The organism is uncultured Sphingomonas sp., assembly GCF_964243315.1.
GTDB lineage: Bacteria > Pseudomonadota > Alphaproteobacteria > Sphingomonadales > Sphingomonadaceae > Sphingomonas.
In genome coordinates this window covers 25,156-50,037 of sequence record NZ_CAXTEM010000019.1, presented here as the reverse complement: position 1 = coordinate 50,037, position 24,882 = coordinate 25,156, and the positions used below count along the sequence as shown (strand labels likewise).

19 protein-coding genes and 4 pseudogenes are annotated in these 24,882 nt (G+C 66.5%); 4 read left to right on the top strand and 19 right to left on the bottom strand.

The window, feature by feature from the left end:
• The 3 genes from ACFE77_RS08085 to ACFE77_RS08075 form a co-directional block, all read right to left on the bottom strand.
• Positions 1-842, bottom strand: an 842-nt coding sequence (locus ACFE77_RS08085; protein ID WP_375421121.1) for a cbb3-type cytochrome c oxidase subunit I, incomplete at its 3' end; no start/stop codon positions are given.
• 2 nt (positions 843-844) lie between these two features.
• Positions 845-1,765 carry a ubiquinol oxidase subunit II gene (gene cyoA / locus ACFE77_RS08080; protein WP_375421120.1) on the bottom strand — a complete coding sequence of 307 codons (921 nt, stop codon included), beginning with the start codon at positions 1,763-1,765 and terminating at the stop codon, positions 845-847.
• 83 nt (positions 1,766-1,848) lie between these two features.
• Positions 1,849-2,109, bottom strand: coding sequence for a hypothetical protein (locus ACFE77_RS08075; protein ID WP_375421119.1), 261 nt, complete (start codon positions 2,107-2,109; stop codon positions 1,849-1,851).
• Between the two features lie 124 nt (positions 2,110-2,233).
• Here ACFE77_RS08075 and ACFE77_RS08070 point away from each other — a divergent pair, with 124 nt between their 5' ends.
• Complete coding sequence (locus tag ACFE77_RS08070; protein WP_375421118.1) at positions 2,234-4,564, top strand: FdhF/YdeP family oxidoreductase; 2,331 nt, start codon at positions 2,234-2,236, stop codon at positions 4,562-4,564.
• Between the two features lie 27 nt (positions 4,565-4,591).
• Here ACFE77_RS08070 and ACFE77_RS08065 read toward each other — a convergent pair whose 3' ends face one another.
• The 3 genes from ACFE77_RS08065 to ACFE77_RS08055 form a co-directional block, all read right to left on the bottom strand.
• Positions 4,592-4,837 (bottom strand): hypothetical protein, encoded by a 246-nt coding sequence (locus ACFE77_RS08065; protein ID WP_375421117.1) that lies wholly within the window; start codon positions 4,835-4,837, stop codon positions 4,592-4,594.
• 179 nt (positions 4,838-5,016) lie between these two features.
• Entirely contained in the window at positions 5,017-8,079 is a 3,063-nt protein-coding gene (locus ACFE77_RS08060; RefSeq protein WP_375421116.1) for a TonB-dependent receptor plug domain-containing protein, read from the bottom strand.
• Between the two features lie 134 nt (positions 8,080-8,213).
• Entirely contained in the window at positions 8,214-9,245 is a 1,032-nt protein-coding gene (locus ACFE77_RS08055; RefSeq protein ID WP_375421115.1) for a LacI family DNA-binding transcriptional regulator, read from the bottom strand.
• Positions 9,246-9,457: 212 nt separating this feature from the next.
• Here ACFE77_RS08055 and ACFE77_RS08050 point away from each other — a divergent pair, with 212 nt between their 5' ends.
• From ACFE77_RS08050 to ACFE77_RS08040, 3 genes are read left to right on the top strand one after another with little or no spacing between them, the layout of a single operon-like run.
• Positions 9,458-10,699, top strand: a complete 1,242-nt coding sequence (locus tag ACFE77_RS08050) for an MFS transporter (RefSeq protein WP_375421114.1) — start codon at positions 9,458-9,460, stop codon at positions 10,697-10,699.
• Complete coding sequence (locus ACFE77_RS08045; protein ID WP_375421113.1) at positions 10,696-12,357, top strand: glycoside hydrolase family 43 protein; 1,662 nt, start codon at positions 10,696-10,698, stop codon at positions 12,355-12,357. The genes ACFE77_RS08050 and ACFE77_RS08045 overlap by 4 nt, the downstream gene beginning before the upstream one ends.
• Positions 12,350-13,408 (top strand): hypothetical protein, encoded by a 1,059-nt coding sequence (locus ACFE77_RS08040; RefSeq protein ID WP_375421112.1) that lies wholly within the window; start codon positions 12,350-12,352, stop codon positions 13,406-13,408. The genes ACFE77_RS08045 and ACFE77_RS08040 overlap by 8 nt, the downstream gene beginning before the upstream one ends.
• On the opposite strand, the gene ACFE77_RS08035 is transcribed toward ACFE77_RS08040, so the two are convergent.
• From ACFE77_RS08035 to ACFE77_RS07975, 13 genes and pseudogenes are all read right to left on the bottom strand, one after another.
• Positions 13,405-13,815 (bottom strand): c-type cytochrome, encoded by a 411-nt coding sequence (locus ACFE77_RS08035; protein WP_375421111.1) that lies wholly within the window; start codon positions 13,813-13,815, stop codon positions 13,405-13,407. The two genes, ACFE77_RS08040 and ACFE77_RS08035, sit on opposite strands and share 4 nt — an antisense overlap.
• Positions 13,805-14,713, bottom strand: a complete 909-nt coding sequence (locus ACFE77_RS08030; RefSeq protein ID WP_375421110.1) for a cytochrome c oxidase assembly protein — start codon at positions 14,711-14,713, stop codon at positions 13,805-13,807. The genes ACFE77_RS08035 and ACFE77_RS08030 overlap by 11 nt, the downstream gene beginning before the upstream one ends.
• Positions 14,701-15,042 carry a hypothetical protein gene (locus ACFE77_RS08025; RefSeq protein WP_375421109.1) on the bottom strand — a complete coding sequence of 114 codons (342 nt, stop codon included), beginning with the start codon at positions 15,040-15,042 and terminating at the stop codon, positions 14,701-14,703. Before ACFE77_RS08025 ends, ACFE77_RS08030 begins: the two co-directional genes overlap by 13 nt.
• Positions 15,039-15,656: a heme-copper oxidase subunit III gene (locus ACFE77_RS08020; protein ID WP_375421108.1), complete on the bottom strand. Its 618-nt coding sequence runs from the start codon at positions 15,654-15,656 to the stop codon at positions 15,039-15,041. The genes ACFE77_RS08025 and ACFE77_RS08020 overlap by 4 nt, the downstream gene beginning before the upstream one ends.
• The gene (locus ACFE77_RS08015; RefSeq protein ID WP_375421107.1) at positions 15,653-17,560 is read right to left on the bottom strand and encodes a cbb3-type cytochrome c oxidase subunit I; all 1,908 of its coding nucleotides are present in this window, start codon (positions 17,558-17,560) and stop codon (positions 15,653-15,655) included. The genes ACFE77_RS08020 and ACFE77_RS08015 overlap by 4 nt, the downstream gene beginning before the upstream one ends.
• The gene (gene coxB, locus ACFE77_RS08010; protein ID WP_375421106.1) at positions 17,557-18,585 is read right to left on the bottom strand and encodes a cytochrome c oxidase subunit II; all 1,029 of its coding nucleotides are present in this window, start codon (positions 18,583-18,585) and stop codon (positions 17,557-17,559) included. The genes ACFE77_RS08015 and coxB overlap by 4 nt, the downstream gene beginning before the upstream one ends.
• Entirely contained in the window at positions 18,582-19,025 is a 444-nt protein-coding gene (locus ACFE77_RS08005; RefSeq protein WP_375421105.1) for a c-type cytochrome, read from the bottom strand. Before ACFE77_RS08005 ends, coxB begins: the two co-directional genes overlap by 4 nt.
• Before the next feature lie 120 nt (positions 19,026-19,145).
• Positions 19,146-20,390 (bottom strand): PEPxxWA-CTERM sorting domain-containing protein, encoded by a 1,245-nt coding sequence (locus ACFE77_RS08000; protein WP_375421104.1) that lies wholly within the window; start codon positions 20,388-20,390, stop codon positions 19,146-19,148.
• A gap of 216 nt (positions 20,391-20,606) precedes the next feature.
• A pseudogene (locus ACFE77_RS07995) lies at positions 20,607-20,711 on the bottom strand (PEPxxWA-CTERM sorting domain-containing protein); the annotation flags it as partial.
• Positions 20,712-21,203: 492 nt separating this feature from the next.
• Positions 21,204-21,713 (bottom strand): annotated as a pseudogene (locus ACFE77_RS07990) (trypsin-like serine peptidase); the annotation flags it as partial.
• A gap of 346 nt (positions 21,714-22,059) precedes the next feature.
• Positions 22,060-22,167 (bottom strand): annotated as a pseudogene (locus ACFE77_RS07985) (PEPxxWA-CTERM sorting domain-containing protein); the annotation flags it as partial.
• Between the two features lie 492 nt (positions 22,168-22,659).
• A pseudogene (locus tag ACFE77_RS07980) lies at positions 22,660-23,286 on the bottom strand (trypsin-like serine peptidase); the annotation flags it as partial.
• 210 nt (positions 23,287-23,496) lie between these two features.
• Positions 23,497-24,882, bottom strand: a complete 1,386-nt coding sequence (locus ACFE77_RS07975; protein ID WP_375421122.1) for an efflux transporter outer membrane subunit — start codon at positions 24,880-24,882, stop codon at positions 23,497-23,499.

Below are 24,882 nucleotides of genomic sequence, written 5' to 3'. Positions count from 1 at the left end.
GCCCAGATGAGGTTCATGAACATCATCATGTTGCCGCCGGCATCGTTGGTGAAGAAGTGGAAGCCCATGTACCGGTCGAGCGTCAGCATCGCGAGCGTCGCGGTGAGGATCGGGAAGGCGGCGACGATCAGCATGTTCGAGCCGAGCGCGGTCCAGCAGAACATCGGCATACGCAGGTACGACATGCCCGGTGCGCGCATCTTCAGGATCGTCGTGACCAGATTGACTCCCGACATCAGCGTGCCCACGCCCGATATCTGGATCGCCCACAGGTAGTAATCGACGCCGACGCCGGGCGAATAGGGCGTCTCGCTGAGCGGTGCGTAGGGCAGCCACCCCGTGCGTGCGAACTCGCCGATGACGAGGCTGACATTGACCAGCAGCGCGCCCGCGGCGGTCAGCCAGAAGCTCACTGAATTCAGCGTCGGAAAGGCGACGTCGCGGACGCCGAGCTGCAGTGGCACGACGAAGTTCATCAGCCCGATTACGAACGGCATCGCGCCGAAGAAGATCATGATCGTGCCGTGGGCGGAAAACAGCTGGTCGTAATGTTCGGGCGGCAGATAGCCCTGCGACCCGCCCACCGCGACCGATTGCTGGGTGCGCATCATGATCGCGTCGACGAACCCGCGGATCAGCATCGCCAGCGCGAGCATCGTGTACATGATGCCGATCCGCTTGTGATCGACGCTCGTGATCCACTCGTGCCACAGATACGGCCAGTAACCGCGCTTCGTCACCCAGCCAAGCGTGGTGAGGATGACCAGCGTCACGACGCCCGCGGCGACCAGCGGGATGGGCTGGTCGAACGGGATCGCCGACCAGTCGAGCTTGCCAAGCATGTTCAGATCTCCGGGGTGCCGGGCGAGACATGAGCATCGCCGCCGCGACCCTCTTTCGGCCCGGCCGCGGGTTTGAACCGCTGGCTGACGATGGCTTCGAACAGGCCGGGCTCGACCGCGCGGTAACTGTACGCGCGCACGTCCTGGCTCTGCCGGGCGAGTTGGACATAGCCTCGCGCATCGAGGATCGGCCCGGCCGCGCGCGCCGTGCCCGCCCAGGCGCCGAAATCCCGTACCGGCACCGTGCGCACCGCGAAGTTCATGTCAGAAAAGCCGTCGCCGCTATACATCGACGATTGGCCATAGACCTGCCCGACCTTGTCCGCGCGCAGGTGCAGCTGCGTCTCCATGCCGTTCATCGTGTAGATCTGAGAGCCGAGCCGCGGCACGAAGAAGCTGTTCATGACGCTCGCCGAGGTCAGCCGGAAACGCACCGGCACGCCGACCGGCAGGACCAGCGCGTTTACCGAGGCCACGCCCTGCTGTGGATAGATGAACAGCCATTTCCAATCGAGCGACACCACCTGCACCTCGAGCGGCGGCGCCTTGGATGCGATCGGTCGGCGCGGGTCGAGGTCGTGGCTGCCGACCCAGATGATCGCGCCCAGGAACAGGATGACGAGGATCGGGATCGACCACACGATCATCTCGATTCGCCCCGAATAGACAAAGTCGGGGCGGTAGCGGGCCTTGGTGTTGTCGGCGCGGAACCACCACGCGAATACCAAGGTCGCGATGATCGTCGGGATCACGATCGCAAGCATGATCGTCAGCGAATTGAGCAGGATCGTGCGGTTCGCAGCAGCGATCGGCCCCTCGGGTGCCAGGATGCTCGCCGGCGCGCACCCGACGAGCGCGCTCGCTAGCAGGATCCCCGTCGCCATGCCGATCCGGGCGTGCGTACGGGCTGGCATTCGACCCATCAGAACCTCCGCGGACGCCTTTAGGAGCGCAATCAGGGCGTTACCTTCGCCTATGTTGCTAACCCGGACGAAAAGGCCGGGCGTCAGGTCGGCAGCGTTAAAGTCCGTTCGGCAACCACGCGACGGCTGCGCAGCAGGGCGACGAGCGACAGCATCAACCCGCCCGCGACCCCCGCCACGATCGCCGACGGTCCGACCCCGACGGTGTTGGCCGCGCGGTCCAACCCGACCTCGACGCGACCCGCGACGTTCGCCGCGAACGGAACGACCTTGGTGTCGAGAAAAAGCTTGGGCGCCGAGGGTCCGGACTGTTCCTTCAGCATGTAATCTCGTCCGACGGTCATACCCAAGCTCCTCAAAATCAGCTCGACCTAACCAAGGTCAAAGACGCCGCCCGCTGGCTTCGCGACAACGTCGGCGGGGGGCGATTGTTGCCATATTGTCGAAGCTTAAGCTGGAGCGCGCCCTGTGAAACGACCCACCTACAAGCCGTATCGCCTGCCCTCCGGCGGCTGGGGCTCCGCCCGCTCGGTCGGCAACATCCTGCGGCGTGAGGGCGTGCTCGGCAGCGCCTCGATCGCGCTCAGCCGGCACAACAAGGTCGACGGCTACCAGTGCAACAGCTGCGCCTGGGTGAAGCCGGCCACGCCGTTGCCGTTCGAATTCTGCGAAAACGGCGTGAAGGCGGTCGCGTGGGAGCTGACGGCACATCGCTGCACCCCGGCGTTCTTCGCCGAACACACCGTCAGCGAACTGCGCGAGTGGGACGACTATCATCTCGAACAGCCCGGCCGGCTGACGCAGCCGCTCCGCTACGATGCAGAGAGCGACAAATATGTGCCTGTCTCGTGGGGGCAGGCGGTGCAGGAGATCGCGCGGGAACTGCGCGCGGTCGAGGACAAGCAGAAGGGGACGGTGTTCTACAGCTCGGGCCGGTTGTCGAACGAGGCGAGCTATCTCTACCAGTTGTTCGCGCGGCTCTATGGCAACAACAACCTGCCGGACAGTTCGAACATGTGTCACGAGACGACCTCGGTGGCGCTGCCCGCCAGCATCGGGCAGCCGGTCGGCACCGTCGATCTCGCCGACTTCGCGAGGTCCGATTGTATCATGTTCTTCGGGCAGAACCCCGGTAGCAATTCGCCGCGCATGCTTCATCCCTTGCAGGAAGCGAGCGAGCGCGGCGTGCCGATCATCACCTATAATCCGCTGCGCGAACGCGGCCTCGAACGCTTCGTGAATCCGCAATCGCCGACCGAGATGCTGACCGGCAAGGAAACCCGGATCAGCTCGCAATATCATCAGGTCAAGAACGGCGGCGATCTCGCCGCGCTGGCGGGGATCTGCAAGTCCGTGCTGGCGCTGCACGACGAGTCGCGCGCCGCCGGCGGCCCAGCGATCCTCGACGAGGCGTTCATCGCCGAACATACCCACGGCTTCGATGCCTTTGAGGCGTGGCTGCGCGCGCAGGACTGGGCGGTGCTCGAACGCCATTCCGGCCTGCGCCGCGAGGATCTGGAATCGACCGCCAAGGTCTATAGCCAGGCAAAGGCGGCGATCGGCATCTACGGCATGGGCCTGACCCAGCATCACGCCGGGGTGGAAACCGTCCAGATGCTGCTCAACCTGTTGCTGATGCGCGGCAACATGGGGCGGTCCGGGGCAGGCATCTGCCCGGTCCGCGGGCATAGCAACGTGCAGGGCCAGCGGACGATGGGCGTCACCGAAAAGCCCGAGCTGTTCCCGCTCGATCGGCTCGGCGAGCAGTTCGGGTTCGAACCGCCGCGCGAGCCCGGCTACAACACGGTCGAGGCCTGCGAGGCGGTGCTGAAGGGCGATGTCCGCGCCTTCTTCATGCTTGGCGGCAACTTCGTCCGCGCGATCCCCGATCACGGCCAGATGGAGCCGGCGTGGCGGCGAATCCGGCTGACCGTCAACGTCATCACCAAGCTCAACCGCAGCGCGCTACTGCCTGGCGAGATCAGCTACATCCTACCGGTCATCGGCCGGCTGGAGATCGACGAGACCGCCGCCGGCCAGCAGGTGCTGTCGATGGAGGACACGTCGGCCTGCGTCCACGGTAACCGCGGCCTGCGCACCCCGGCGTCGCCGCACCTGATCGGCGAGATCCGCCTAATCTGCGAATTGGCCAAGCAGGTGTTCAAGCCGAATCCGCGGGTGCGCTGGGACGATTACATGACCGATTATGCCGAGATCCGGAAGGAAATCGGCGAGACGCTGCCTGACTCCTTCTGGGACTATGAACGGCGGATGTGGGAGCCGGGCGGCTTCCAGCGCGACCTGCCCGTCAAGCGCCGCGAATGGCGTACCGAGACCGGCAAGGCCAATTTCGTGACGCCCAAGTCGCTGGACGAGGACGCCGACATGCCTGAGGTCGGCAAGGACGTGTTCCGACTGATGACGTTGCGCAGCAACGACCAGTTCAACACTACCGTCTACGGCTATGACGACAGGTTCCGCGGCATCAACAACACGCGCAAGGTGGTGCTGATGAACCGGTCCGACATCGACCGGCTCGGCTTGATGGTCGGGCAGGCGGTGACGCTGAAGACGGTCGCGAACGACGGCGTCGATCGCCGGCTGCCCGGCATGATCGTCGTCGCCTACGATATCCCGATCGGCTGCATCGGCGGCTATTATCCCGAATGCAACGTGCTGATGCCGATCTGGCACTATGCGGCCGGCAGCAAGACTCCGGCCGCCAAGGCGATCCCCGTGACGATCCACGGCGAACCGGGCGGCGTGCTGGAGCCGCAGATGGAATACGCGACCGGGTAGGGGCGGCGCGAACGCCGGGGACGACGCTTACTGCGCCTTCCCCGAGGTCGCGATCGCCTCGGCGCATACCAGTCGCGCGACGGTGTGGCCGTTGCGGTCGGCGACGTCGATGCGGCCGAGCGGATCCACCTGCTGCTGCCCCGATCCCAGCACAAATGCCTGGAGGTGCTGGTTCGCTCTGGCGAGTGCGCCATAGACGTCCCGCGCCTCGACACACCTGTTGCTGAGGACCTGGCCGGCGCGATCGCATGTGCGGAGGAAGTACATCGTCATGCCCGAAAAACGCAGCGATTAACGCCTAGTTTCAGCGCGTTAACGTACATTATCACGATCTTGCGATGGCTCGCACCGCTGCCATCACGAGCAGGCTCGCAGGCGGTCCGGCCTAACGGCAGAACCCGGCTGACGCTCTCGCGAGCGCGCCGGGTTCCAAACCATGCTCGTGTCGGTCGTTAGAACCGTGCGCGCATGCCGATGCGGTAGAAGCGGCCGAGGGTGTCGTACAAGGCCGGGTTCACGTCGAGACCGGTGTTGGTCTGAGGCGACGGCTCGGGATCGTGGTCCAGCAGATTGTCCACCTTGAAGAACAGGCTGACCGCCTTGGTCACGTTCACCGATCCGCCGAGATCGAAGTAGAAGGCACCCTTCATCCGGTTGAAATCGATCGTCGGATTGTTGCCGGTCGATGCCGGGCAACCGGTCGAGCAGACGACATATTGATTGCCGAACGTACCGTCCGAGAACCACCGCTCCTGCAGGTTGATGCTGAACAGGTCGTTGTCGTAGCTCTGCGTCGCCAGCCATTTCCAGTCCGGCGTGTTGCCGTTGTTGGCGCCCGCCTGATCCACCGTGGCGACGCCCGCGATGCCGGCGGAAACCAGGAACTTCCTGACGTGCGTGCCGAGCGCGCGGACGGTGAAGTTGCCGGGCAGGCCCAGCGGCGTCTTCCACTGGTAGCTCGCCTCGATGTCGAAGCCGTCGGTCTTCCACGATGCAAGGTTGAACGGCTGGACGTTGATGAAATTGCCGCCCTGGACCGGGCTGTTGAGTTCGAAGCCGCCGCAGAACGACTGATTGCCTTCGAAACAGAACCGCACGATCTGGTCCGCCGACAAGGTCGAGACGACGCCGTTGATCTTGATGTTGTAGTAGTCGAACGACAGGCCGAGGCCCGGCAGCCACGACGGGTGCGACAGCACGATGCCGACTTCGGTGTTGCGCGCGATCTCCGGCTTCAGGTTCGGGTTGCCGACGGTGTTCTGGAACGCCTGCACGCCGCCCGCGGGTGGGAACGGGTTGGCGAAGTTCGGCAGCGTCGTGACCGTCGGCGCCGCGAACAGCTCTGACAGGTTCGGCGCGCGAACGTCGCGTGAGGTGACCGCGCGCAGGCGGACGCCGGAGAGCGGCGTGTCCCAGGTGCCGCCGACCTTCCAGGCCCAGACGGTGCCCGAGGTGCTGTAGTTCGTCACGCGGCCCGCGCCGTTGAGGTTGGCGCGCCCGATTCCGGCGCCGTCGAACAATGGCAGGTTGAGCTCGATGAAGCCTTCATAGACCTCGTACTTGCCGCGGCCGTTCTTGTAATTGCCCGCCGCCCAGTTGCTGCCGAGCGTGGAGTTGAGCAACGGATCGGCCGGGTAGGCGGCGCTGTTCGGGCTCTGCGGGGTGACGCCGGCGCCGTAAGGGTCGCCGTTGACTCGGTAATATTCGCGCCGATACTCGCCGCCGAACGCGACCGCGAGCGGCCCCGCCCAGAGGTTCAGCGGTTCGCCCGAGAAGTTGAGGCTGGCGACATCCTGCTTCAGCGTGGTGCGCTGGAGCGGACCGTTGACCGGGGTCACATAGGCGAGCGCCGCGGACGAGGGCGGAGTGCCGCCGAAGATGTTGATCGGCTGGCATCCCGCCGCGCGCGCCGCCGCGTCGGCGCAGACGATCGCACCGTTGAGCGTGATCGCATTGGCCGCGGCGACATAGCGGTTCTGCAGGACGGTGTTCTCGACGTCGATCGCCGCCTTGGTGGTGCCGTGCTCGTAATAGGCGTCATAGGTCCATGGCGTGCCCGCCACCTCGAACCGGCCCTTCAGCCCGGCGACGAAGCGATACTGGCGGCGGTCGGTGAAGACCCGCGGATCCGGGAAGTTGGCGTTGCTGGTGCCGAAGTTGAACTGGGTAATGCCGGCGGTCGTGCACCGGTCGCGGACCAGCTGGGGCAGGAACGGATTCGCGCACTGCACCGTCAGATTGGGACGGTTGTACCCCGGGCTCGGCTGGTTGTTGGTCTTCACCTGCGCCAGATTGACGGTGACATAGGCCTCGTTGTTCTCCGCGAAGTCGAAGCCGACGCGGGTGAAGCCGTTGAGGCGTTCCAGCGCGGATTTCAGCGAGGCACCCGATCCGGGCGCGCCCGACAGATCGCCGCCGACGCAGAAGCTGTTGCCGGGGAAGCAGTTGGTGACGCCACCAGTGCCGGTCGGTTGCCCGTTCGAGCCATAGTTGAAGTTGAACGGTGCGCCGTTCTGGTCGAACGCGATGCCCTGGAGCGGACCGTTGTTGATCAGGCCGAAGCGCGAATATTGATACGGCTGCGCGAAATCGCGGTAGTTGAACTGCGGCAGCCCGTTGTTGGTCTGCCCGGTGTTGAGCAGGGTGGTCGCGCGATACCAGTCGCGGCCCTTGGCCAGATCGGTGCCGAAATCGCCCGGGCCCACGCCGTCCTCGTGGTCGTATTCGCCGCTGACGATCACGTGCAGGCGGTCGTTGAGCAGGGCCGTGCCGAACGCCGCCTGGACCAGCGCCTGCTGGTCGTCGCCATAGTTGGTGATGCCGCCCTGGACGTTGGCGCGGAAGCCGGTGAAGCGGGTGTCGGTGATGAAGTTGACGACGCCGCCGACCGCATCCGAGCCATAGGAGGCCGATGCACCGCCGGTGACGACGTCGACGCGCTTGACCAGCAACTGCGGGAACATGCTGATGTCGGGCACGCCGGTAACGTTCGCGCCGACGACGCGCTGGCCGTCGAGCAAGGTAAGCGTGCGGATCGGGCCGAGGCCGCGCAGCGAGAAGGAGCTGAGGCCCTGCGTACCGCTCGACGTGCTGAACGTGCCGGTCGCGGCGCCGGTGGATCCTTGCAGCGACGGCAACTGCGCGATCGCATTGAAGATGTTGGGCTGCGCGTTTTTCAGGATCTGGTCTTCGCCGATTACGGTCGTCGGCGTCGGCGCGTTGAAGCCGCTGGAGGTGATGCGCGATCCGGTGACGATGATCTCCGGGCCGTTCGACGCCGCCGGCTGATTGTCGCCCACCACGCCATCAACGGTGGTCTGCGGCTGGATCGCCTGATCGGGCGCTGCGGGATCGGCCGAGCGCGTCGAGGCGGGAACCTCGGGCGTTGGCGTTGGCGTCGCGGTCTGCGCGATCGCGGAGGTCGCGGCCAAGGCCGTTGCCAGCACGGCCAGACTGGTCGCGCTCCTGCGTAGAACCCGCAGACTGCTCTGGTCGCCCGTCGCCATGCCCATCATCCGTCATCCCTGCTGTACGCGGTCCGCCGTTCATCGGCTCGGCCGCCATTGTTACCCGGCCGTTCTAGCGAGATTGGTATCGTTACCATATACGACTATGGTCGTAAGTCGGCGAACTTGCGCGCCACCGGTTGTCAGGTGCAGGGAGCGGTCGACTGGCGCTGGATCAGGGTATGCGGGAGCACGTGATCCTGGGTCGGGCGCGGGCCCTTCGCCTGCGAGCCGATCTCCGCGACCAGCAACCGCAGCGCTTCGGCCGCGAGCGCGCGCACCGGCTGATGAACCGTCGTCAGCGGCGGCCAGAGCATCACCGCTGCGGTCGTGTCGTCGAAGCCCGCGACGTTTAGCTCGCGTGGCACGTCGAGGTGGCGGCGATGCGCGACCGACACCACGGCGGCCGCCATGTCGTCGTTGCTCGCGAGGATCGCGGTGGGCGGCGGCGTCTTGCTCAGCAACAGTTCGCCCGCGGCCAAGCCCGACGCATAGCTGAAATCGCCCTGTGCGATGCTTGCCTCGACCGCCTCCACCTCGCGCACCGCAGCGTAGAAGCCCGCCATACGCTCGGCGGTCGCGGTCTGGTCGGGGTTGCCGACGATGAAGCCGATGCGGCGATGTCCCAGGTCGAGCAGGTGGCGCGTGGTCTCGTAGGCAGCCTGGCGATCGTCGATCCGCACGCAGATCGCGTCCTCCGATCCATAGGCACCGACCGCCGCCATCGGCAGCCCGGCCTTGCGCAGCACCCGCAGCAGCGCCGGCGACTCGCCGAGCGGTGGCGTGAGGATCAGGCCCGAGACGCCCGAGGCGACGAGATCCTCGACCGCGGCGTCCGGCGGCGGCTTGCCCTCGGCTCCCTTCAACAGGATCAGCCGTGCGCCGCGCGCGGACGCTTCCTCGAACACGCCGGTCAGGAACTCGCTCATGAACGCGGCGCTGGGATTGGAATAGATCACCCCGATCTTCAGCTCGCTCGAGGTGACCAGGCTGCGCGCGGCGGCGTTCGGGGTGTAGGCGAGCGCATCGATCGCCGCGAGCACCGCGGCCTGCGACGCCGGGCGCACGCCCGGGCGGCCGTTGATCACGCGCGATACCGTCATCGGCGATACCCCGGCATGCGCGGCGACATCGATGATCGTCGCGCCACGCGCGCGTCTGCCGCTCCTGGCCACGCTATGCTCCCCCTGCTGCCCCGGTACCTGTGCTAGATGATCGACATTGCAACGCAAGCCGGCATGAACGTCAGGTAACGTTAGCATCGATCCGAAATGAGCAAAATCGCACGCTCTTTGCCGCTGATGAGCTTGCTCGTGCCGCACGGCGTTGCTCTGATCCACAAAAGATGCCAGATCGATGGTAACGATAACAATGGCGCCGGGGGCAGGTGAAGCAGTTTCCTTACGTCCGGTGGACGATCATCGGCCTGTTCGTCGGCGCGATGATCATCAACTATCTGACCCGCAGCGTGCTTGGTGTCGCGGCGCCGACGATCATGGCCGAACAGCATATCTCCTCGGCCGAATATTCGTGGATCACGGGCGCTTTCCAACTGGGCGTGATGCTGCAGCCGGTGTGCGGCTATGTGCTCGACGTGATCGGCTTGAAGCTCGGCTTCGGCCTGTTCGTCGCCGTCTGGTCGTTGCTGACGATGGCGCATGGCCTGGCGACCGGGTGGCTGGCGTTCGCCGGGTTGCGCGGCGCGCTGGGGCTGGTCGAGGGATCAGCGCAGCCTGCGGGCATGAAGGTGGTGGCGGAGTGGTTCCCCGCCCGCGAGCGCGGCACGGCGGGCGGCATCTACAATATCGGCGCATCGCTCGGCGCGGTGTTCGCCCCGCCGCTGGTCGCTTGGGCGATCCTCAATCACGATTGGCGGGCGGCGTTCTTCGTCGCAGGGATGCTGGGGCTGGTATGGCTGGTCGCTTGGCTATTCTGGTACGCCGCGCCGCGCCGGCACCGCGCGCTGGGTGACGCCGAACGCGCCTTGATCCTGACGGGCCAGGAAGGCGCGCTCGCCAAGCACCGTCCACGCCCCCCAGTTAAGGAACTGCTGGCTCGCCGTGACCTCTGGGCGATCGCGTCGGCCCGTTTCCTTGCCGACCCGGTGTGGGGCATGCTGTCGCTGTGGATGCCGCTCTACCTCGTCCAGGTCCGGCATTTCGACCTCACCCAGATCGCGCTGTTCGCATGGCTGCCGTTCCTCGCGGCCGATCTGGGTTGCCTGTTCGGCCCCGCGGTCGCGGCAGCTTTGCAGCGCCGGGGGATGCACCTGATCGATGCGCGTCGCGTCGCCTTCACCCTCGGCGCGGTGATGATGACCGGGATGATGTTTGTCGGCGGCGCCTCCAGCCCCGTCGTCGCGATCGCGCTGCTGTGCCTCGGCGGGTTCGCGCATCAGACGCTGTCCGTCACCGTGATCACCATGTCGTCGGACCTCTTCCCGCAGGATCAGGTCGCCACCGCGACCGGCATCGGCGGCACCGCGGCAAACCTCGGGGTGCTGATCTTCACGCTGGTGCTCGGCAGGTTCGTCGATGAGGTCGGCTACCAACCGTTTTTTATCCTGCTCGGGCTGCTCGATCTGGTCGGCGCGGCTTTACTCTGGACGATGATACGTAAGGCCGCATGACAATCCGCAATCCCATCCTTCGCGGCTTCAACCCCGATCCGTCGATCGTGCGCGTCGGGCTCGATTATTATGTCGCGACGTCGACCTTCGAATGGTTTCCCGGCGTGCAGATCCACCATTCGCGCGACCTCGCGAACTGGACGCTGATCAAACGGCCGCTGGAGCGCGCCAGCCAGCTAGACATGCGCGGCAACCCCGATTCGTGCGGTGTCTGGGCGCCCGACCTGACCTACGCCCAAGGCCGGTTCCACCTGATCTTCACCGACGTGAAGCGGTACGGACGGACGACCGCGGACGGCCAGTCGGGCATGTCGCTGCGCGATTTCCACAATTACTGGGTGTGGAGCGACAGGATAGACGGCGACTGGTCGGATCCCGTGCACCTCAACAGCAGCGGCTTCGACCCGGCGCTGTTTCATGACGACGACGGACGCAGCTGGCTGCTCAACATGCTGTGGGATCATCGGCCGGGGCAACGCCGCTTCGCCGGCATCGTCGTGCAGGAAATGAACCTCGAAACCGGTCGCCTGATCAGCGATCGCCACGTCGTGTTCGAGGGCACCTCGCTCGGTTTCACCGAAGGCCCGCACTTGTACAAGCGCGACGGCTGGTATCACCTGATGGTCGCGGAGGGCGGCACCGGGCGCGACCACGCGGTGGTCATGGCACGGTCGCACAACCTGCTGGGCCCGTACGAAGTCCATCCCGACGGCACCGTGCTGACCACCCGCGGCAAGGATCAGGCGGGGCTCGCCAGAACGGGGCATGGCGATCTGGTCGACACGCCGTCGGGCGAGACCTGGATGGTGTATCTGTGCGGTCGCCCGCTGCCCAAGAGCGACCGCTGCATCATGGGCCGCGAGACCGCGATTCAGCCGATGCGCTGGGGCGAGGATGGCTGGCTGCGAACGCTCGACGGCAGCGGCGATCCGTCGCTCGAGATCGACGGCCCGCGCGTGCCCGCGGCCGCGGGTGACGTCGCCGAGCGCCACGCGTTCGACGCACCGCATCTGCCCGCGGCGTTGCAATGGCTGCGCACGCCCTATCCCGAGCATCTGTTCAGCCTGTCGGAACGGCCTGGCCACCTCCGGCTTCACGGCCGCGAGTCGATCGGCAGCGAGTTCTGCCAGGCGCTGGTCGCGCGTCGGCAGCAGGCTTTCCGCTTCACCGCAGACACCGCGTTGGATTTCGCGCCCGCCAACTACCAGCAGGCGGCGGGGCTGGTTTGCTATTACAACAGCACCAAGTTCCACTTCCTGCACGTCACCGCGGACGGCGCAGGCGGGCGGCAGATCCAGGTCCTGTCCGCCTATCCGCAGGAACTCGGCAGCAGCGTCCTGACCGATCCGGTGGCGATCGGCCCGGGCATCGTCGAGCTACGGGTGGATGTCGACAACGAGGCGCTGCGGTTCGCGTACAGGCTGCAAGGTGCGGGCGACTGGTGCTGGCTGGACGAGACGTTCGATGCCAGCATCCTGTCCGATGAGGCGACCTTGCCCGGTCTGCCCAATTTCACCGGTAATTTCGTCGGCATGGCGTGCCAGGACATGGCCGGCACGGGGCTACCTGCCGACTTCGCGCACTTCACCTATGCCGAACGCCAGGCGGAGGATGAGAGCGTGGCCGCGCAGCAGGCAGAGCTGACGATCCGTGCCTGATCTGGCGATCGGCCTGCTCGGCGGCTTGATCGTCGCGGTCGTCGCACTCGACATCTTCCGATCGCTGCTCGTGCCGCGGGCGAGCGCACGGTGGCTGCGGGTCGGTCCGCTCCTCACCATGACGCTGTTCGCGGGCTGGCAAGCTGCGTCGAGCCGGATCGGCGACCGACAGCTCCGTCAGACGATGCGGGCGAGCCTCGCGCCGCTGATGCTGGTCCTGCTGCTGGTGATCTGGGCGACATTGCTGATCATCGGCTTCGGCCTGCTGTTCTGGGCCGACCGCGCCGACTTCGCACCGCGCTTCAAGACCCTGGGAGACGCGATCTACGCCTCCGGCTCGGCCTTCTCGACGCTCGGGATCAACAACGAGGTTTCGAACTCGCTCACCCGGTTGATGGTGCTGGTCTGTTCGATCAGCGGGCTCGCGATCGTCACCGTGGTCGCGACGTTCCTGATCTCGCTACAGAGCGGCCTCGGCCGTCGGGAGGCGATGGTGCTGCGGCTCGAGGCGCATGTGCCGCTGCCGCCGACCGGCATCGCGATCCTCGAAACCTTCGCGAGCGAGGGGGTGGTCGAGCGGCTCGGCGCCTTCTTCGACGCCTGGGAACAATGGGCGGCCGAAGTCGCGATCAGCCACCGGGCCTTCCCCATCCTGGTCTTCTTCCGCTCGAACGATAGCCGGTGCGAATGGCTGGCGGCACTGGGCGCGGTGCTCGACGCTGCCGCACTGCTCGACGCGGCGGTCGTCGATGCCCCGCCCGGCGCGCGGGCAGGCGCTCACTTCTTCCTGCGGACGGGTGCTCGTCTCGTTACCGACGTCGGCGATCAGTTCCGCGTCACGGCAGGCACCGACACGCGCGCCGACGATCGGTTCGACGAGGATCGCCATCGGCTTGCTGTCGCCGGGTTCGATCTGATGAACGACGCGGACGCCGCACGACGCCGTTTCGCGAAACGCCGAACCACCTATGCGGCGGCCTTGGCCGCGCTGGCCGACCGGCTTCAGATCGAGATGGACGGGCAGGACACGGACCGCAAGCGCCGGACCTAACGCCTCACCGTGTACAGATAAGCGGCGATGTCGCGCGCTTCGCGATCGGTGATGCCCTGGTCCGGCATGCCGTTGCCCGGCACGATCTGTTGCGGATGGCGAAGCCAGCGGATGAGGTTGGGCGGATCGTTGACGAGCACGCCCGCGATCTCGGACCGGGTGGCGATCCCGGCGAGCGACGGCCCGACCTCGCCCACCGCGCCGCGGATGCCGGGGATCTTGTGGCACGCGCCGCAGCCATATCGGCCGATCGCGGTCTTCCCCGCATCGACGTGGCCGAGCGTGAGCTGCTCGGCGGTGGTCCGCGTCTGCGCGTAATCCTGGCCGTAGATCACGATCCCCGACGCGATCGCGGCGACGATCGACAGTGCGACCAGCAGCAGGGCGAAGCGCAGGCTATAGGGCATCGGCGGTTCTTCGCGGCGTGATCAGGGTGCGGAACAGCAGCAGCGCGGCGATCGCGTGGACCATGCCGCCGGGGATCCACATGACCAGCCCCGCGACCTGCTGGTCCTCGGCCGGGGTGAGCCCGAACGGCGCGCGTGCCAGCCGCGCATAGCCCGCGTACCAGGGGCTGTCGGAGAACGCCATCAGCGCGCCCAGCGCGCCGGTGACGATCGAGGTGGCGAGCAGACACAGCGCCGCGAGCGCGCGCGCACCCGTGCTGCTCGCGCCCGCCCCGTGACGCCCGAGCATCGCGGTCCAAAACAGCAGCGCGCTCAGCACGAAGGAGAGATGCTGTGCGGCGTGCCAGCCTTCGTTCGCGAGCGCGAGGTCGAACAGGGCGGGCATGTGCCAGATCCACAGCGCCGCGGCCTGGACGATCGTCGCCACGATCGCGCCGGTCAGCGTAGTGAAAATAGCGGTCACTGGCGTGCTGGCGGCGGCGGCGCCGATCGCGCGACGCGCGTTCGCGGGAAATGCCCAGAGCATGGCCGCGAGCGGTTCGGCGAGCACGATCAGCGGCGCGGCGAGCAGCATCAATAACTCGTGCTCGACCATGTGCGCCGAGAAGGATCGCTCTCCCGCTTCGTGCAGCGGCGACACCAGGGCGATCGCCATCGCCAGCCAGCCAACCGCGAACAACCAGGCCCGCGTCCGCAGTCGCGATCGGCCCTTCGCGGACCGCGCGTAGAGCCGATGCCAGCCGAGCCCGAAGGTGAGCGCGGACAGCAGCAGCGGCAGCGTGATCCACGGATCCCAGGTCCAGCCGGGTGGCTCGCGATGATCGTGACCCGCATGCGCGAAGGCGGGCGCGGCAAGCGCCAGCGCACCGAGCGCGGCAATGCGGGTCAGCGCACGCATGGCGGCACGATCAGGACCCCGAGCGTCTGGAAGCAGATCGCCAGCGCGAAGATGCCCGATAGCAGCAACGCCACCCACGCGAGCCACGGGCGCGACACCGTGCGCTCGCCGGCACGCGCATCGCGCGACGCCAGCGCGGCGGCGACCGCGCAGACGATGATGCTCGCCACGCCCCACGTCACGCCGAGCCACGCCCCGACCGGCGCGCACGACACCTTCAGCACGCTGGCGAGCCCGACTTCGAATACATACCAGGCGAGGGGCGGCAGCAGCAGCGCCAGCCACGGCCGAATGCGCGCGCCGCGGGAGAGCGGAGGCGCCTCGCTCATCCCATCCTCGGTGCGAGATAGACCAAAGCCGCGATCGGCAGCCAACTGAGCACGACGAAGGTCCAGTAGTTCGAATTGTCCTCGACGTCCGCGAACTGGTCGTCGCCGATCCGGTGGGTGTACAGCCACAGCGCCTGGACGCAGGTGTCGCCCCAGTCGGTGATGATGTGGCTGGTGTGGAGGATCATCAGCATCCACAGCACCGATCCGTAGGCGTCGTGATACCAGTCGACGTTGAGGTGCGCCAATTCGAAGCCGCGCGGGATCAACAGCGCGGCACCGATCACGCTCATCAGCAACGTGCTGCGGCGTACCGCCTTCGCATCCTTGCGGCGGGTGGCGCGCATCACCCAGGCATTGGGTATCGCGCTGAGCAACAGTCCCGCGGTGAAGATGCCGCCCCATAGCAGGTCGGGCGCGCGGTTTCCGTGCGGCGGCCAGGCCGGGCTCTGGCTCATCAGGTAGAGATAGGTCCCGGCCGCGAGCACAAAGGCGGTCCCCTCGATCGCCATGAAGCCGATATTGCCCCACCAGACGATGTTGCGCGCGCCCATCGCGCTTTCGGGCAGATGCGACAGGTCGCCGACGACCCGCCCGGGCAGGACGTCGGTCATCGCGCGCGCTTCCTGAGCGGACCGGTGTCCGCACGCTCGCGCTGCGGCCAGAACCAGATGGTGAGGGTGACGCCGATCGGGACCGCGCCCCAAACGAGGGCCCAGGGCGTGAAGATGCTGCCGATGAACAGCGCCGTCACCGCAAGCGCCGCCAATAACGGAGAGATGGCGGGCAGCGGGCTCTTGTGGCGGTATTCGGGCTCGGCATCGACCAGCGAGGTCACCAGGATCTGGCGGCGATCGATCGCGAGCCCGTCCATCACCGGCAGCGCGCCCTTGCCGGTCCAGATCGGGGTGAGACTGTCGACCACCGGCGTATGATCGAAATTATGCGCGGGCGGCGGCGACGTGGTCGCCCATTCCAGCGTCGATCCGCCCCAAGGATCCGCCCCGGCGCGCTCGCCCCGGTAAAAGCTCCACACCGCGTTGGCGACGAACACCAGCCCGCCCGCGACCGCGATCGTCGATCCGACCGTCGCGACCATGTTGAGCGTGCCCCAGCCGGTCGTCTCCGGATAGGTGTAGACCCGGCGGGGCATGCCTTGCAGGCCGAGGATGTGCATCGGGAAGAAGCCGAGGTTGAAGCCGCCGACGATCAGCCAGAAACTGATCTTGCCCCAGAATTCGGACATCAACCGCCCGGTCGCCTTGGGATACCAATAGCTGAACGCCCCGAAGAGCGGGAACATCGCGCCGCCGACCAGCACGAAGTGGAAGTGCGCGACCACGAAATAGGTGTCGGTCAGTTGCTGGTCGAGCGGCGCCGACGCGGTCATGATCCCCGACAGCCCGCCGATCACGAAGGTCGTGATGAACCCGATCACCCACAGCAACGGCGTGTCGAACCGCGGCCGTCCGCTCCACAGCGTCGCGATCCAGCAGAACACCTGGATCCCCGCCGGCAGCGCCACCGCCATGCTCGCCGCGGTGTAGAAATCATTGCCCAGCCGCGGCAGCCCGACCGCGAACATGTGATGGACCCACAGCCCGAACGCGAGCGCGGCGATGCCCATCATCGACAGCACCATCGCGGTATGGCCGAAGATCGTCCGGCGCGAGAAGGTCTCGACGATCATCGACACGAAGCCGGTCGCGGGCAGGAAGATGATATAGACCTCGGGATGACCGAACCACCAGAACAGGTGCTGGAACAGCACCACGTCGCCCCCGGCGCCGGGCACGAAGAATTGGGTGGCGACCATCCGGTCCGCGATCAGCATGCTCGTCACCAGCATCACCGCGGGCAGGGCGAAGATCGTCATCAGCGACCCCACCAGCATCGCCCAGATGAATAGCGGCATCCGCGGCAGCGTCATCCCCGGCGGCCGCATCTTCAGGATCGTGACGACGATATTGACCGAGGCGGACAGCGCCGCGACCTCGGTGAAGGTGATCATCTGCGCCCAGATGTCCGCGCGGTGGCCGGGCGAATAGGCCGGGCCCGACAGCGGCGGATATTCGAACCAGCCGAGATCGGGCGTGATGCCGAGCGCGTGAGGCACCCACAGCATCAGCACCCCACCGAGATAGAGCCAGTAGCTGAACGCCGCGAGCCGCGGGAAGGCGAGCGCGCGCTGGCCCAGCATCAGCGGCACCAGCCAGATCGCCATCGCCTCCATCACCGGCACCGACACCAGGAACAGCATCGTCGATCCGTGCAGCGTGAAGCTCTCGTTGTAGAGCTGCGGACCCATGCGGTTCATGTCGGGCCGGCTGAGCTGCAAGCGCATGTCGAGCGCCAGCAGCCCCGCGAGGAACAGCAGCACGACGACGGTGAGGATGTAGCGCGCGGCGATCCGCTTGTGATCGACGGTAGTGAGGAAGCCCCAGATGCCGGGAGCGTCGCCCCAGGTCTGCGCGAGGCGTTGGGCGCGCATCGCCGGCGTGAGCAGCGGCTCGGTCATCGCAGGCTCGCGAGATAGCGCGACGCCGCGTCCGCATCGGCGGGGGAAAGCGGCATCGCCGGCATCATCGTGCCCGGCTTCACCGCCTGTGGCTGCACGATCCACCCCTGCAACCCGCCGCGGCTCATCGGCAGCGTCCCCGCTGCGATCGACCGGCGCGACCCGATATGCGTGAGGTCGGGGCCGGGCTTGCCGACCGCGCGGGTGCCTCGCACCGCATGGCACATCGCGCAGGTGCCGGTGGTGACGATCCGCATGCCGCGCGCGGTGACAGCGTCTGCCGGAACAGGCGCAGGGCGGGCCTGTCCGGCGAGCCACCGGTCGAACTCGGCGGGCGTGTCGACCTTCACGTCGAACGCCATGTGCGCGTGCTGCGCCCCGCAGAACTCGGCGCATTGGCCGCGGAACCACCCGGTACGCGTCGGGCTGAGATCCACCACGTTCTGCAAGCCCGGCACGACGTCCAGCTTCTGCGCGATGTTCGGCACCCAGAAACTATGCACCACGTCGGCGGAGCCCAGCGTCACGCGCGTGGTCCGTCCGGCGGGCAGATGAAGCTCGTTGGCGGTTTCGATCCAGCCGCCCGTCGCCTCGTCGCGATACTGAATTCGCCACCACCATTGATGCCCGGTGACGCGGACCTCGAGTGCCTGTCGCGAACGGGCCTGCGCGATGCTGCGATCGGCGAGGAAGCTGCCGGTGATCAGCAGCGTCAGCCCCGCGACGACCAGCCCGCCCCAGATCACCAGCGTCCGCGTCAGCGCGCGATCGGCCGGGTCGATCTCCGGCCTGTCGTCGCCTTGCGCTTCACGCCTGCGCCACGACCGCCATAGTCCCGCGGCGAGAAACATCAGCACGAGCAGATACATGAAGCCACACACCGCCATCATCAGCCAGAACAGCGAGGCGATGCTCGACGCCTGCTCGCCCGCCGGCGCGAGCGGGGACTGGCGACCGGCGCACGCCGCGAGCGTCAGCGCGACGGGTAGCGCCAGGGCAGGGGCCAGGGCAGGGGAGAGCCTCACTGCACCGGCCCCGCCCAGATACGGCCCTGTGCCTCGCCGATCTGATCGAGATCCTGCCGCCGCCGCCGTTCCGGCGCGAGCCGGGGTAGGCTGCGGACATAGGCAGTGAGCTGCCACAGCTGCTCGGCGGGGATCCGGTCGCCATAGGCCGAAAGCTTGCCGCGGTGGCCGCGCGCGATGAAGGCGTAGACCTGGTCCAGCGCGCCGCCATGCGCCCATCGCTGGTCGCCGAGGTTCGCAGCACCCTGCGCGCCCGACCCGTGGCAGCCCCCGCAGCCATACCAGGTGAAATAGCGGTCGCCCTGCGCGACCTGATAGACATTGCCCTCGTATTTCGCAGCCCGCGGATCAGCGGGCCCGTTGGGCGCAGTGGCCGGAAGATCGGGGCCGAGCGTGCGCGCCTCCTTGCTGCACCCCGTGGCTGGAGCGACGAGCGCCAACGCGAGCGCCAACCTTGGAAACGATCTGGCCACGACCCGGAAATCGACCGCCCGCTGCCGCCAGTCAATCCACGACCATATTAACCTAAGGTAATCTCCCGAAGAACCGCCGACGGTCGATCATGCCAGTGCGCAGGCCGGTCTCGGGCGGCGGCGGGTGGCGACGCCGATCAGGCCGAAGCCGAGCAGCATCTGCGCCCAGGTCGCGGGTTCCGGCACAGCCGCGATCGCATTGCGGATGAAGTCGGCATGGAGGAAGGTCGGCACGTACCCGGTGAGTTCGCCATAGCCGTTGTCGGGCTGACCGTCGAAATCGCCATAGCCCTCCAGCGTGAAGTTCATGCCGTAGGAGGTCACCGACGCGAGCTTGCCGTCGATGAACGCCCCGCCACCTGAATCGCCGCCGGCAGGGTTCACTTCGAGATCACCGAGCCCGAGGGTGCAGAAACCGAGCCCGTCCGCGGCGGCTCCGCTGAGACCAGCCGCCCGGGCGATCACGCAGGATGAGTCTTGCGCGCCCAAGCCGTTGTCGAAATCCGCCAGATAAGAATATTCGACTTGGGCTCCACCGAGATACCAGTCGCCGTCCTCGGGCTGATCAGTGAAGAAGCCGTCGAACGTACCGTCACCCCAGGCGAAATCATAGACATTGTCGCCCTGGCGGCGGTAACCCGACCTCGTGCCGTAGGGACCCGAATCGCCCACCGCACCGCCGCCGCTCGACCGCACGCCATAGCCGGTCACGTTGAACTCTTTGCCTTTGATGTCATCGGTATAGACCTCGTATCGCTTGGCGTAGGCTGGTGCGAAGTCGGCGAGGGTCAACACGGCGATATCGTTCTGATCGGCGGTCTCGCCAGTGTATGCCGGATTGACGGTATAGTTGGCGACGTCGATCATCGTCACGCCGGGCGGCAGGTTTCCGATCGGGATGCCGAAGGCCCGCTCGTCCCCAGCGCTGCTGGCATCGTCCTGAAAGAAGACCTGGGTGCGGGTGATATCATGCGCCTTCACGCCGCCGCCATAGCTGACGCAGTGCCCGGCGGTGACAACGGAACGGTTGCCGACTAGCGTGCCCGAACAGGTGTAGAAATCATCGTCGTTGACAGTGATCAGCAGGCCGACGACGCCGCTATACCCGTTGCTGTTCGGTGCCAGATAGATCGGGTCGCCGCCACCTGGCCTGGTGTTCGGATCGGTCTGCACCGGTGATGTCCCGGTCGAGCTGTGGCCGATGATGTTGGAGGTCGCGGTCCACTTCAGGCCATTAGGTCCGATGCCGGATCGACTGCTTCCCAATGCACAGGCTGGCGAAGCATGTACCGCTGCAAGCGCGATCGAAGTGATGAGCAACTTGATGTGCACGCTGATCCCCTTTTTGGTTCTGGACGTCGGCAGTGACGGTTGGACCGTCCGTGGCGGTCCATGTCGAAGCACCAGCCCGGTCGCTTGACCCGAATGGTCCAGTCTTCACTCGTACGCTCCTGACCACAGCGCCGACGCTTCGGCAGGGTCACCCACCCCGCCGAAGCGGGGTGAGGTTGTGCCTGTTCTCGGAACCTTCGCGTCGAATTGGGCGGGTCAGGCGGGGAGGACCGACCGTCGGCGGCGGCGGGTAGCTACACCGATCATGCCGAAGCCGAGCAGCATCTGCGCCCAGGTTGCCGGTTCCGGAACCGCGGCGATCGCATTGCGGATGAAATCGGCGTGGATGAAGATCGGTACGTAGCCGGCGAGATCACCGAACCCGGAATTGTTAGCGCCCCCGAAATCGCTGTCGACGACGAGGCCGTAGGAGGTCACCGAGGCGAGACGGCCGTCGATGAACCCGCCGCCGCCAGAATCACCGGAGGCGGGGTTTACTTCACGAACTCCGAGGCCGAGGGTGCAGAAGCCTCGCGCGTCGGCATCGGCCATGCTGACGCCTCCGTAGTTGTGGGCGGTCAAGCAGGATCCATCTTGCGCCGCCAAGCCGTTGTCGAAATCCGCCACGAACGAATATTCGATCTCGGCCAAGCCGAAGTAATTGAAGCCCCCGGCGTCCCGATCGGTGAAGATGCCGCTGAATGCTTCATCACCCCAGGCAAAGTCGAACACATTGCCACCTTGGCGACGAAACCCATCGGATGATTCGGCTGCGGCCGACGTGCCTTCTGCGCCGCCGACGCTGGACCGCAAGCCGTACCCGGTCAGGTTGAACTGCTTGCCGGTCAGGTCTTCGGTATAGATCTCGTATCGCTGGGCATAAGCCGGCGCGACTTCAGCGAGGGTCAACACCGCAATATCGTTCTGATCAATGGCCGCGCCGGTATAATTCGGATTGATCGTATAGTTCGAGACGTCGATCGCGGTCAGTCCGGGGGTGATGACGCCGGTGAACTCATCATAGAACCGCTCGTCCCGTTCGCTACTGGCATCGTCCTGGAAGATGACCTGGGTGCGGGCGATCGCGTCCCACTTCACACCGTCCATCATGCTGACGCAGTGGCCCGCCGTGACGACCGAACGATTGCCGACCAACGTGCCCGAACAGGAGCCGGTGCGGCCATCTTCGAGGGTGATCAGCAGACCGACGACGCCGCTGTAGCCGGCACGGTTCGGCGCCAGGTAGATCGGATTGCCGCCGCCGGGCGTCGTGCTGGGCGAGCCTTCCGACGGAGTCTCGCCGGTCGAGGTCGTACCAACCATGTAGCTGGTGGCGGTCCACTTCATGCCGTTGGAGCCGAATCCCGACTGGATCCTGACCGTAGCGTCAGCCGGTGCGGTATAAACCGCCATGAGAATCGCCGAAGCGACCAGTGATTTGCTGTGCATGCTAACCCCCCTGTTCATCCAGACGCCGTTCGTGACGGTTGGAAAGTTGAAGTCGATCTTGGGTCCTCTTCGGATCACCGAACTCATCCTCACCCTGCGCCACCTTCGGCGTCTTTCCCTCCCGGCGGGAGAGAGGGGGCAGCAAAGCCGCGGAAGGGTGAGGGTGAGCGAACTGATCGAAGACCAGTGCGTCCGCCCGAGCGGGAGAACCCTGTTGTCCTCAGGCGAGCGCGACCGACCGCCGGCGGCGGCGGGTGACGACACCGATCAGCCCGAAGCCGAGCAGCATCTGGGCCCAGGTGGCCGGTTCCGGCACCGCGGCGATCGCGTTGCGGATGAAGTCGGCATGAATGAAGATCGGCACGTAACCGCTGAACTCACCATAGCCGGAATTGGGATAACCCCCGAGATCGCCCATATCGGGTTCGGAAGAGCCCAGGGAGTAGGAGGTCACCGACGCCAGCCGGCCGTCGATGAACGCGCCGCCACCCGAGTCGCCGCCGGCGATGCCTGCTTCGCGGGCACCAACACCGAGGGTGCAGAAACCGCGCCCATCCGCTTCGGCGGCGCTGAGACCCGCCTCCTGGGCGAACAAGCAGGATGCGTCTTGTGCGGGTAGACCGTTATCGAAGTCCGCCACGAAGGAATATTCGATCTGGGCCGGGCCGAGATACCAATCGTCATCCGGCCCCTGACCGGTGTAGAAGCCGTCGAATGCCTCGTCGCCCCAGGCGAAATCATAAACATTGGCGCCTTGACGACGGTAACCCGCCGCCGAGTCATACGGGGGCGTCTCCCCCTCCGCTCCACCGACGCTGGACCGCGTGCCATAGCCGGTAACGTCGAACTGCTTGCCAGTCAGGTCTTCGGTGTAGATCTCGTAGCGCTGCGCATAGGCGGGTGCGACTTGTGCGAGGGTGAGTACCGCGATGTCGTTCTGATCGATCGTCGCGCCGGTGAAGCCTGAACTGACCGCATAGTTGGAGACGTCGATCATCGTGACCCCGGCCGGAAGGTTGCCGGTGGGGATGCCGAATACCCGTTCGTCCAGGTTGCTGCTGGTGTCGTCCTGGAAGAAGACCTGAGTGCGGATGACCTCCGGCGCCTTGATGCCGCCGCCGGTGCTGACGCAGTGGCCGGCGGTGACGACCGAGCGATTGCCGACCAGCGTCCCCGAGCAGGTGAAGGTGAAGTTCCCTTCGATTGTTACCAGCAGGCCGACGACGCCGCTGTATCCCTTGTTGTTCGGCGCGAAATAAATCGGGTCGCCGCCGCCGGGGGTCGTGTTCGGATCATCGATCGACGGATTCGTGCCGGTCGAGGTCTGGCCGATGATCTTGCTCTTCGCGGTCCATTTCGCGCCATTGGGGCCGGCGATGGATTGAACGCTACCCAAAGCATAGGCAGGCGAACTATACGCTGCTACAAGAACAATCAAAGTGATCATCGACTTGATATGCATGCAAACCCCCATACGACTGGACTTGTTTCCCGTGTCATCATTGGTGAATGACGCATTAACCTGATAGGAGTCAATAGATCAGGCTTGGGTGTCAGATGATTACTTGGCTAGACTCGCTCGTTTATCAGGAGACGGGGCTCAGCCCGAAGCGATCATCGATCCGGTGCCCTTCGATCGGGCTTCGACCCGCGAAGCTCAGCGTCGCGCTGCGTCGATCTGGGTAGGCGACCACCCGCCGCCGAGCGCCTGGTACAACTCGACATAGGCGTTCAGTCGGTCCGCGCGTGCCTGCACCAGCGCGAGTTCGGCCGTGAGCAGGCCGCGCTGGGTGTCGAGCTGGTCTAGATAGGAGGAATAGCCTGCGCGGTAGCGGTTCGCCGCGTTGCGCAGCGCCGCCGCGAGTGCGTCGCGCTGGCCGGCGAGTGCGGTCTCCTGTTCCCCCGTGCGCATCACGCCGGCGAGGCTGTCGTCGACCTCGCGGAACGCGTTCAGCGCCGCGCGTCGATAACCAAACGCCGCCTGATCGCGCCGCGCCGCCGCCGCATCGGCCTGCGCCCGCAGTCTCCCGCCGTCGAACAACGGTGCGAGCACGCTGCCGCCGAGCGAGAAGACGCCGACCGGGTTCGACAGCGCGGTCGACAGCACCAGCCCCGCCGACCCGGTAAGGCTCAGATTGGGGAGGAATGCCGCGCGTGCGCTGTCGAGCGATCGATCCGCCGCGACGAGGGTCCGTTCGGCTTGCGCGATGTCCGGGCGCCGCCGCAGCAGATCGGCGGGCAATCCCGCAGGGATCGGCGGTGCGGCGATCACGGCGAGTGCGGCGCCGCGCGCGACCGGGCCCGGGTTCGCGCCGACGAGCACCGCGATCGCGTCCTCCTGCCGCGCGATCGCCAGTTGCGCCTGTGGCACGAGCTGCTCGGTGGCGCGATATTCGCCCTCCGCCTGATGCAGTTCGAGCATCGAGGTATAGCCGGTCTCCGCCCGCCGCCGCGCGATCCGCAGCGCCTCCGCACGCGCCGCCAGCGTCTCGCGCGCGACCAGCAGCCGCGCGTCGAGCGCGCGCAGGGTGATGTAGCCGCTGGCGACGCTGCCGACGATACCGAGGCGCACCGTATCGCGGGCGGCGGCGGTGGCGAGGGTCTGCGCGCGCGCCGCCTCGCTCGCCAGGCGGAGACGCCCGAACAGGTCGAGATCGTAGCTGGCGGTCAGCGCGGGTTGGCTCGCGAGGTTGGTCGTGGCGAGGCCGAACGGGTTGAGCGCGCGACCGTCCGAGGTCGGCAAGGCGCCGCCGATCTGCGGCGAGAGTTGCGCGCGTGCCTGACGTTCGGTCGCGCGGGCCTCCTCGACGCGTGCGGCGGCGACGGCGATGTCGACGTTGCTTGCAAGCGCCCGTTCGATCAGCATGGTGAGGACCGGATCGCCGAACGACCGCCACCAGTCGGTGCTCACCGGCTGGCCCGCGGCGAGCGAAGTTCGCCAACCGGCTGGCGGCGTCACACCCGCGGCGGCGGGCGGCGCGGGACGCGGCCCTGCGCAGGCCGACGCCAGCAGGAGCGCGACCATCGCTGCCGATCGCCGCAC

What these genes read in the sequence shown, in the direction of transcription:
- cyoA (WP_375421120.1), bottom strand. Translation starts at nt 1,765, where the DNA reads ATGGGTCGAATGCCAGCCCGTACGCACGCCCGGATCGGCATGGCGACG.
- ACFE77_RS08075 (WP_375421119.1), bottom strand. Translation starts at nt 2,109, where the DNA reads ATGACCGTCGGACGAGATTACATGCTGAAGGAACAGTCCGGACCCTCG.
- ACFE77_RS08065 (WP_375421117.1), bottom strand. Translation starts at nt 4,837, where the DNA reads ATGACGATGTACTTCCTCCGCACATGCGATCGCGCCGGCCAGGTCCTC.
- ACFE77_RS08060 (WP_375421116.1), bottom strand. Translation starts at nt 8,079, where the DNA reads ATGATGGGCATGGCGACGGGCGACCAGAGCAGTCTGCGGGTTCTACGC.
- ACFE77_RS08045 (WP_375421113.1), top strand. Translation starts at nt 10,696, where the DNA reads ATGACAATCCGCAATCCCATCCTTCGCGGCTTCAACCCCGATCCGTCG.
- ACFE77_RS08035 (WP_375421111.1), bottom strand. Translation starts at nt 13,815, where the DNA reads ATGCCCTATAGCCTGCGCTTCGCCCTGCTGCTGGTCGCACTGTCGATC.
- ACFE77_RS08030 (WP_375421110.1), bottom strand. Translation starts at nt 14,713, where the DNA reads ATGCGTGCGCTGACCCGCATTGCCGCGCTCGGTGCGCTGGCGCTTGCC.
- ACFE77_RS08025 (WP_375421109.1), bottom strand. Translation starts at nt 15,042, where the DNA reads ATGAGCGAGGCGCCTCCGCTCTCCCGCGGCGCGCGCATTCGGCCGTGG.
- ACFE77_RS08020 (WP_375421108.1), bottom strand. Translation starts at nt 15,656, where the DNA reads ATGACCGACGTCCTGCCCGGGCGGGTCGTCGGCGACCTGTCGCATCTG.
- ACFE77_RS08015 (WP_375421107.1), bottom strand. Translation starts at nt 17,560, where the DNA reads ATGACCGAGCCGCTGCTCACGCCGGCGATGCGCGCCCAACGCCTCGCG.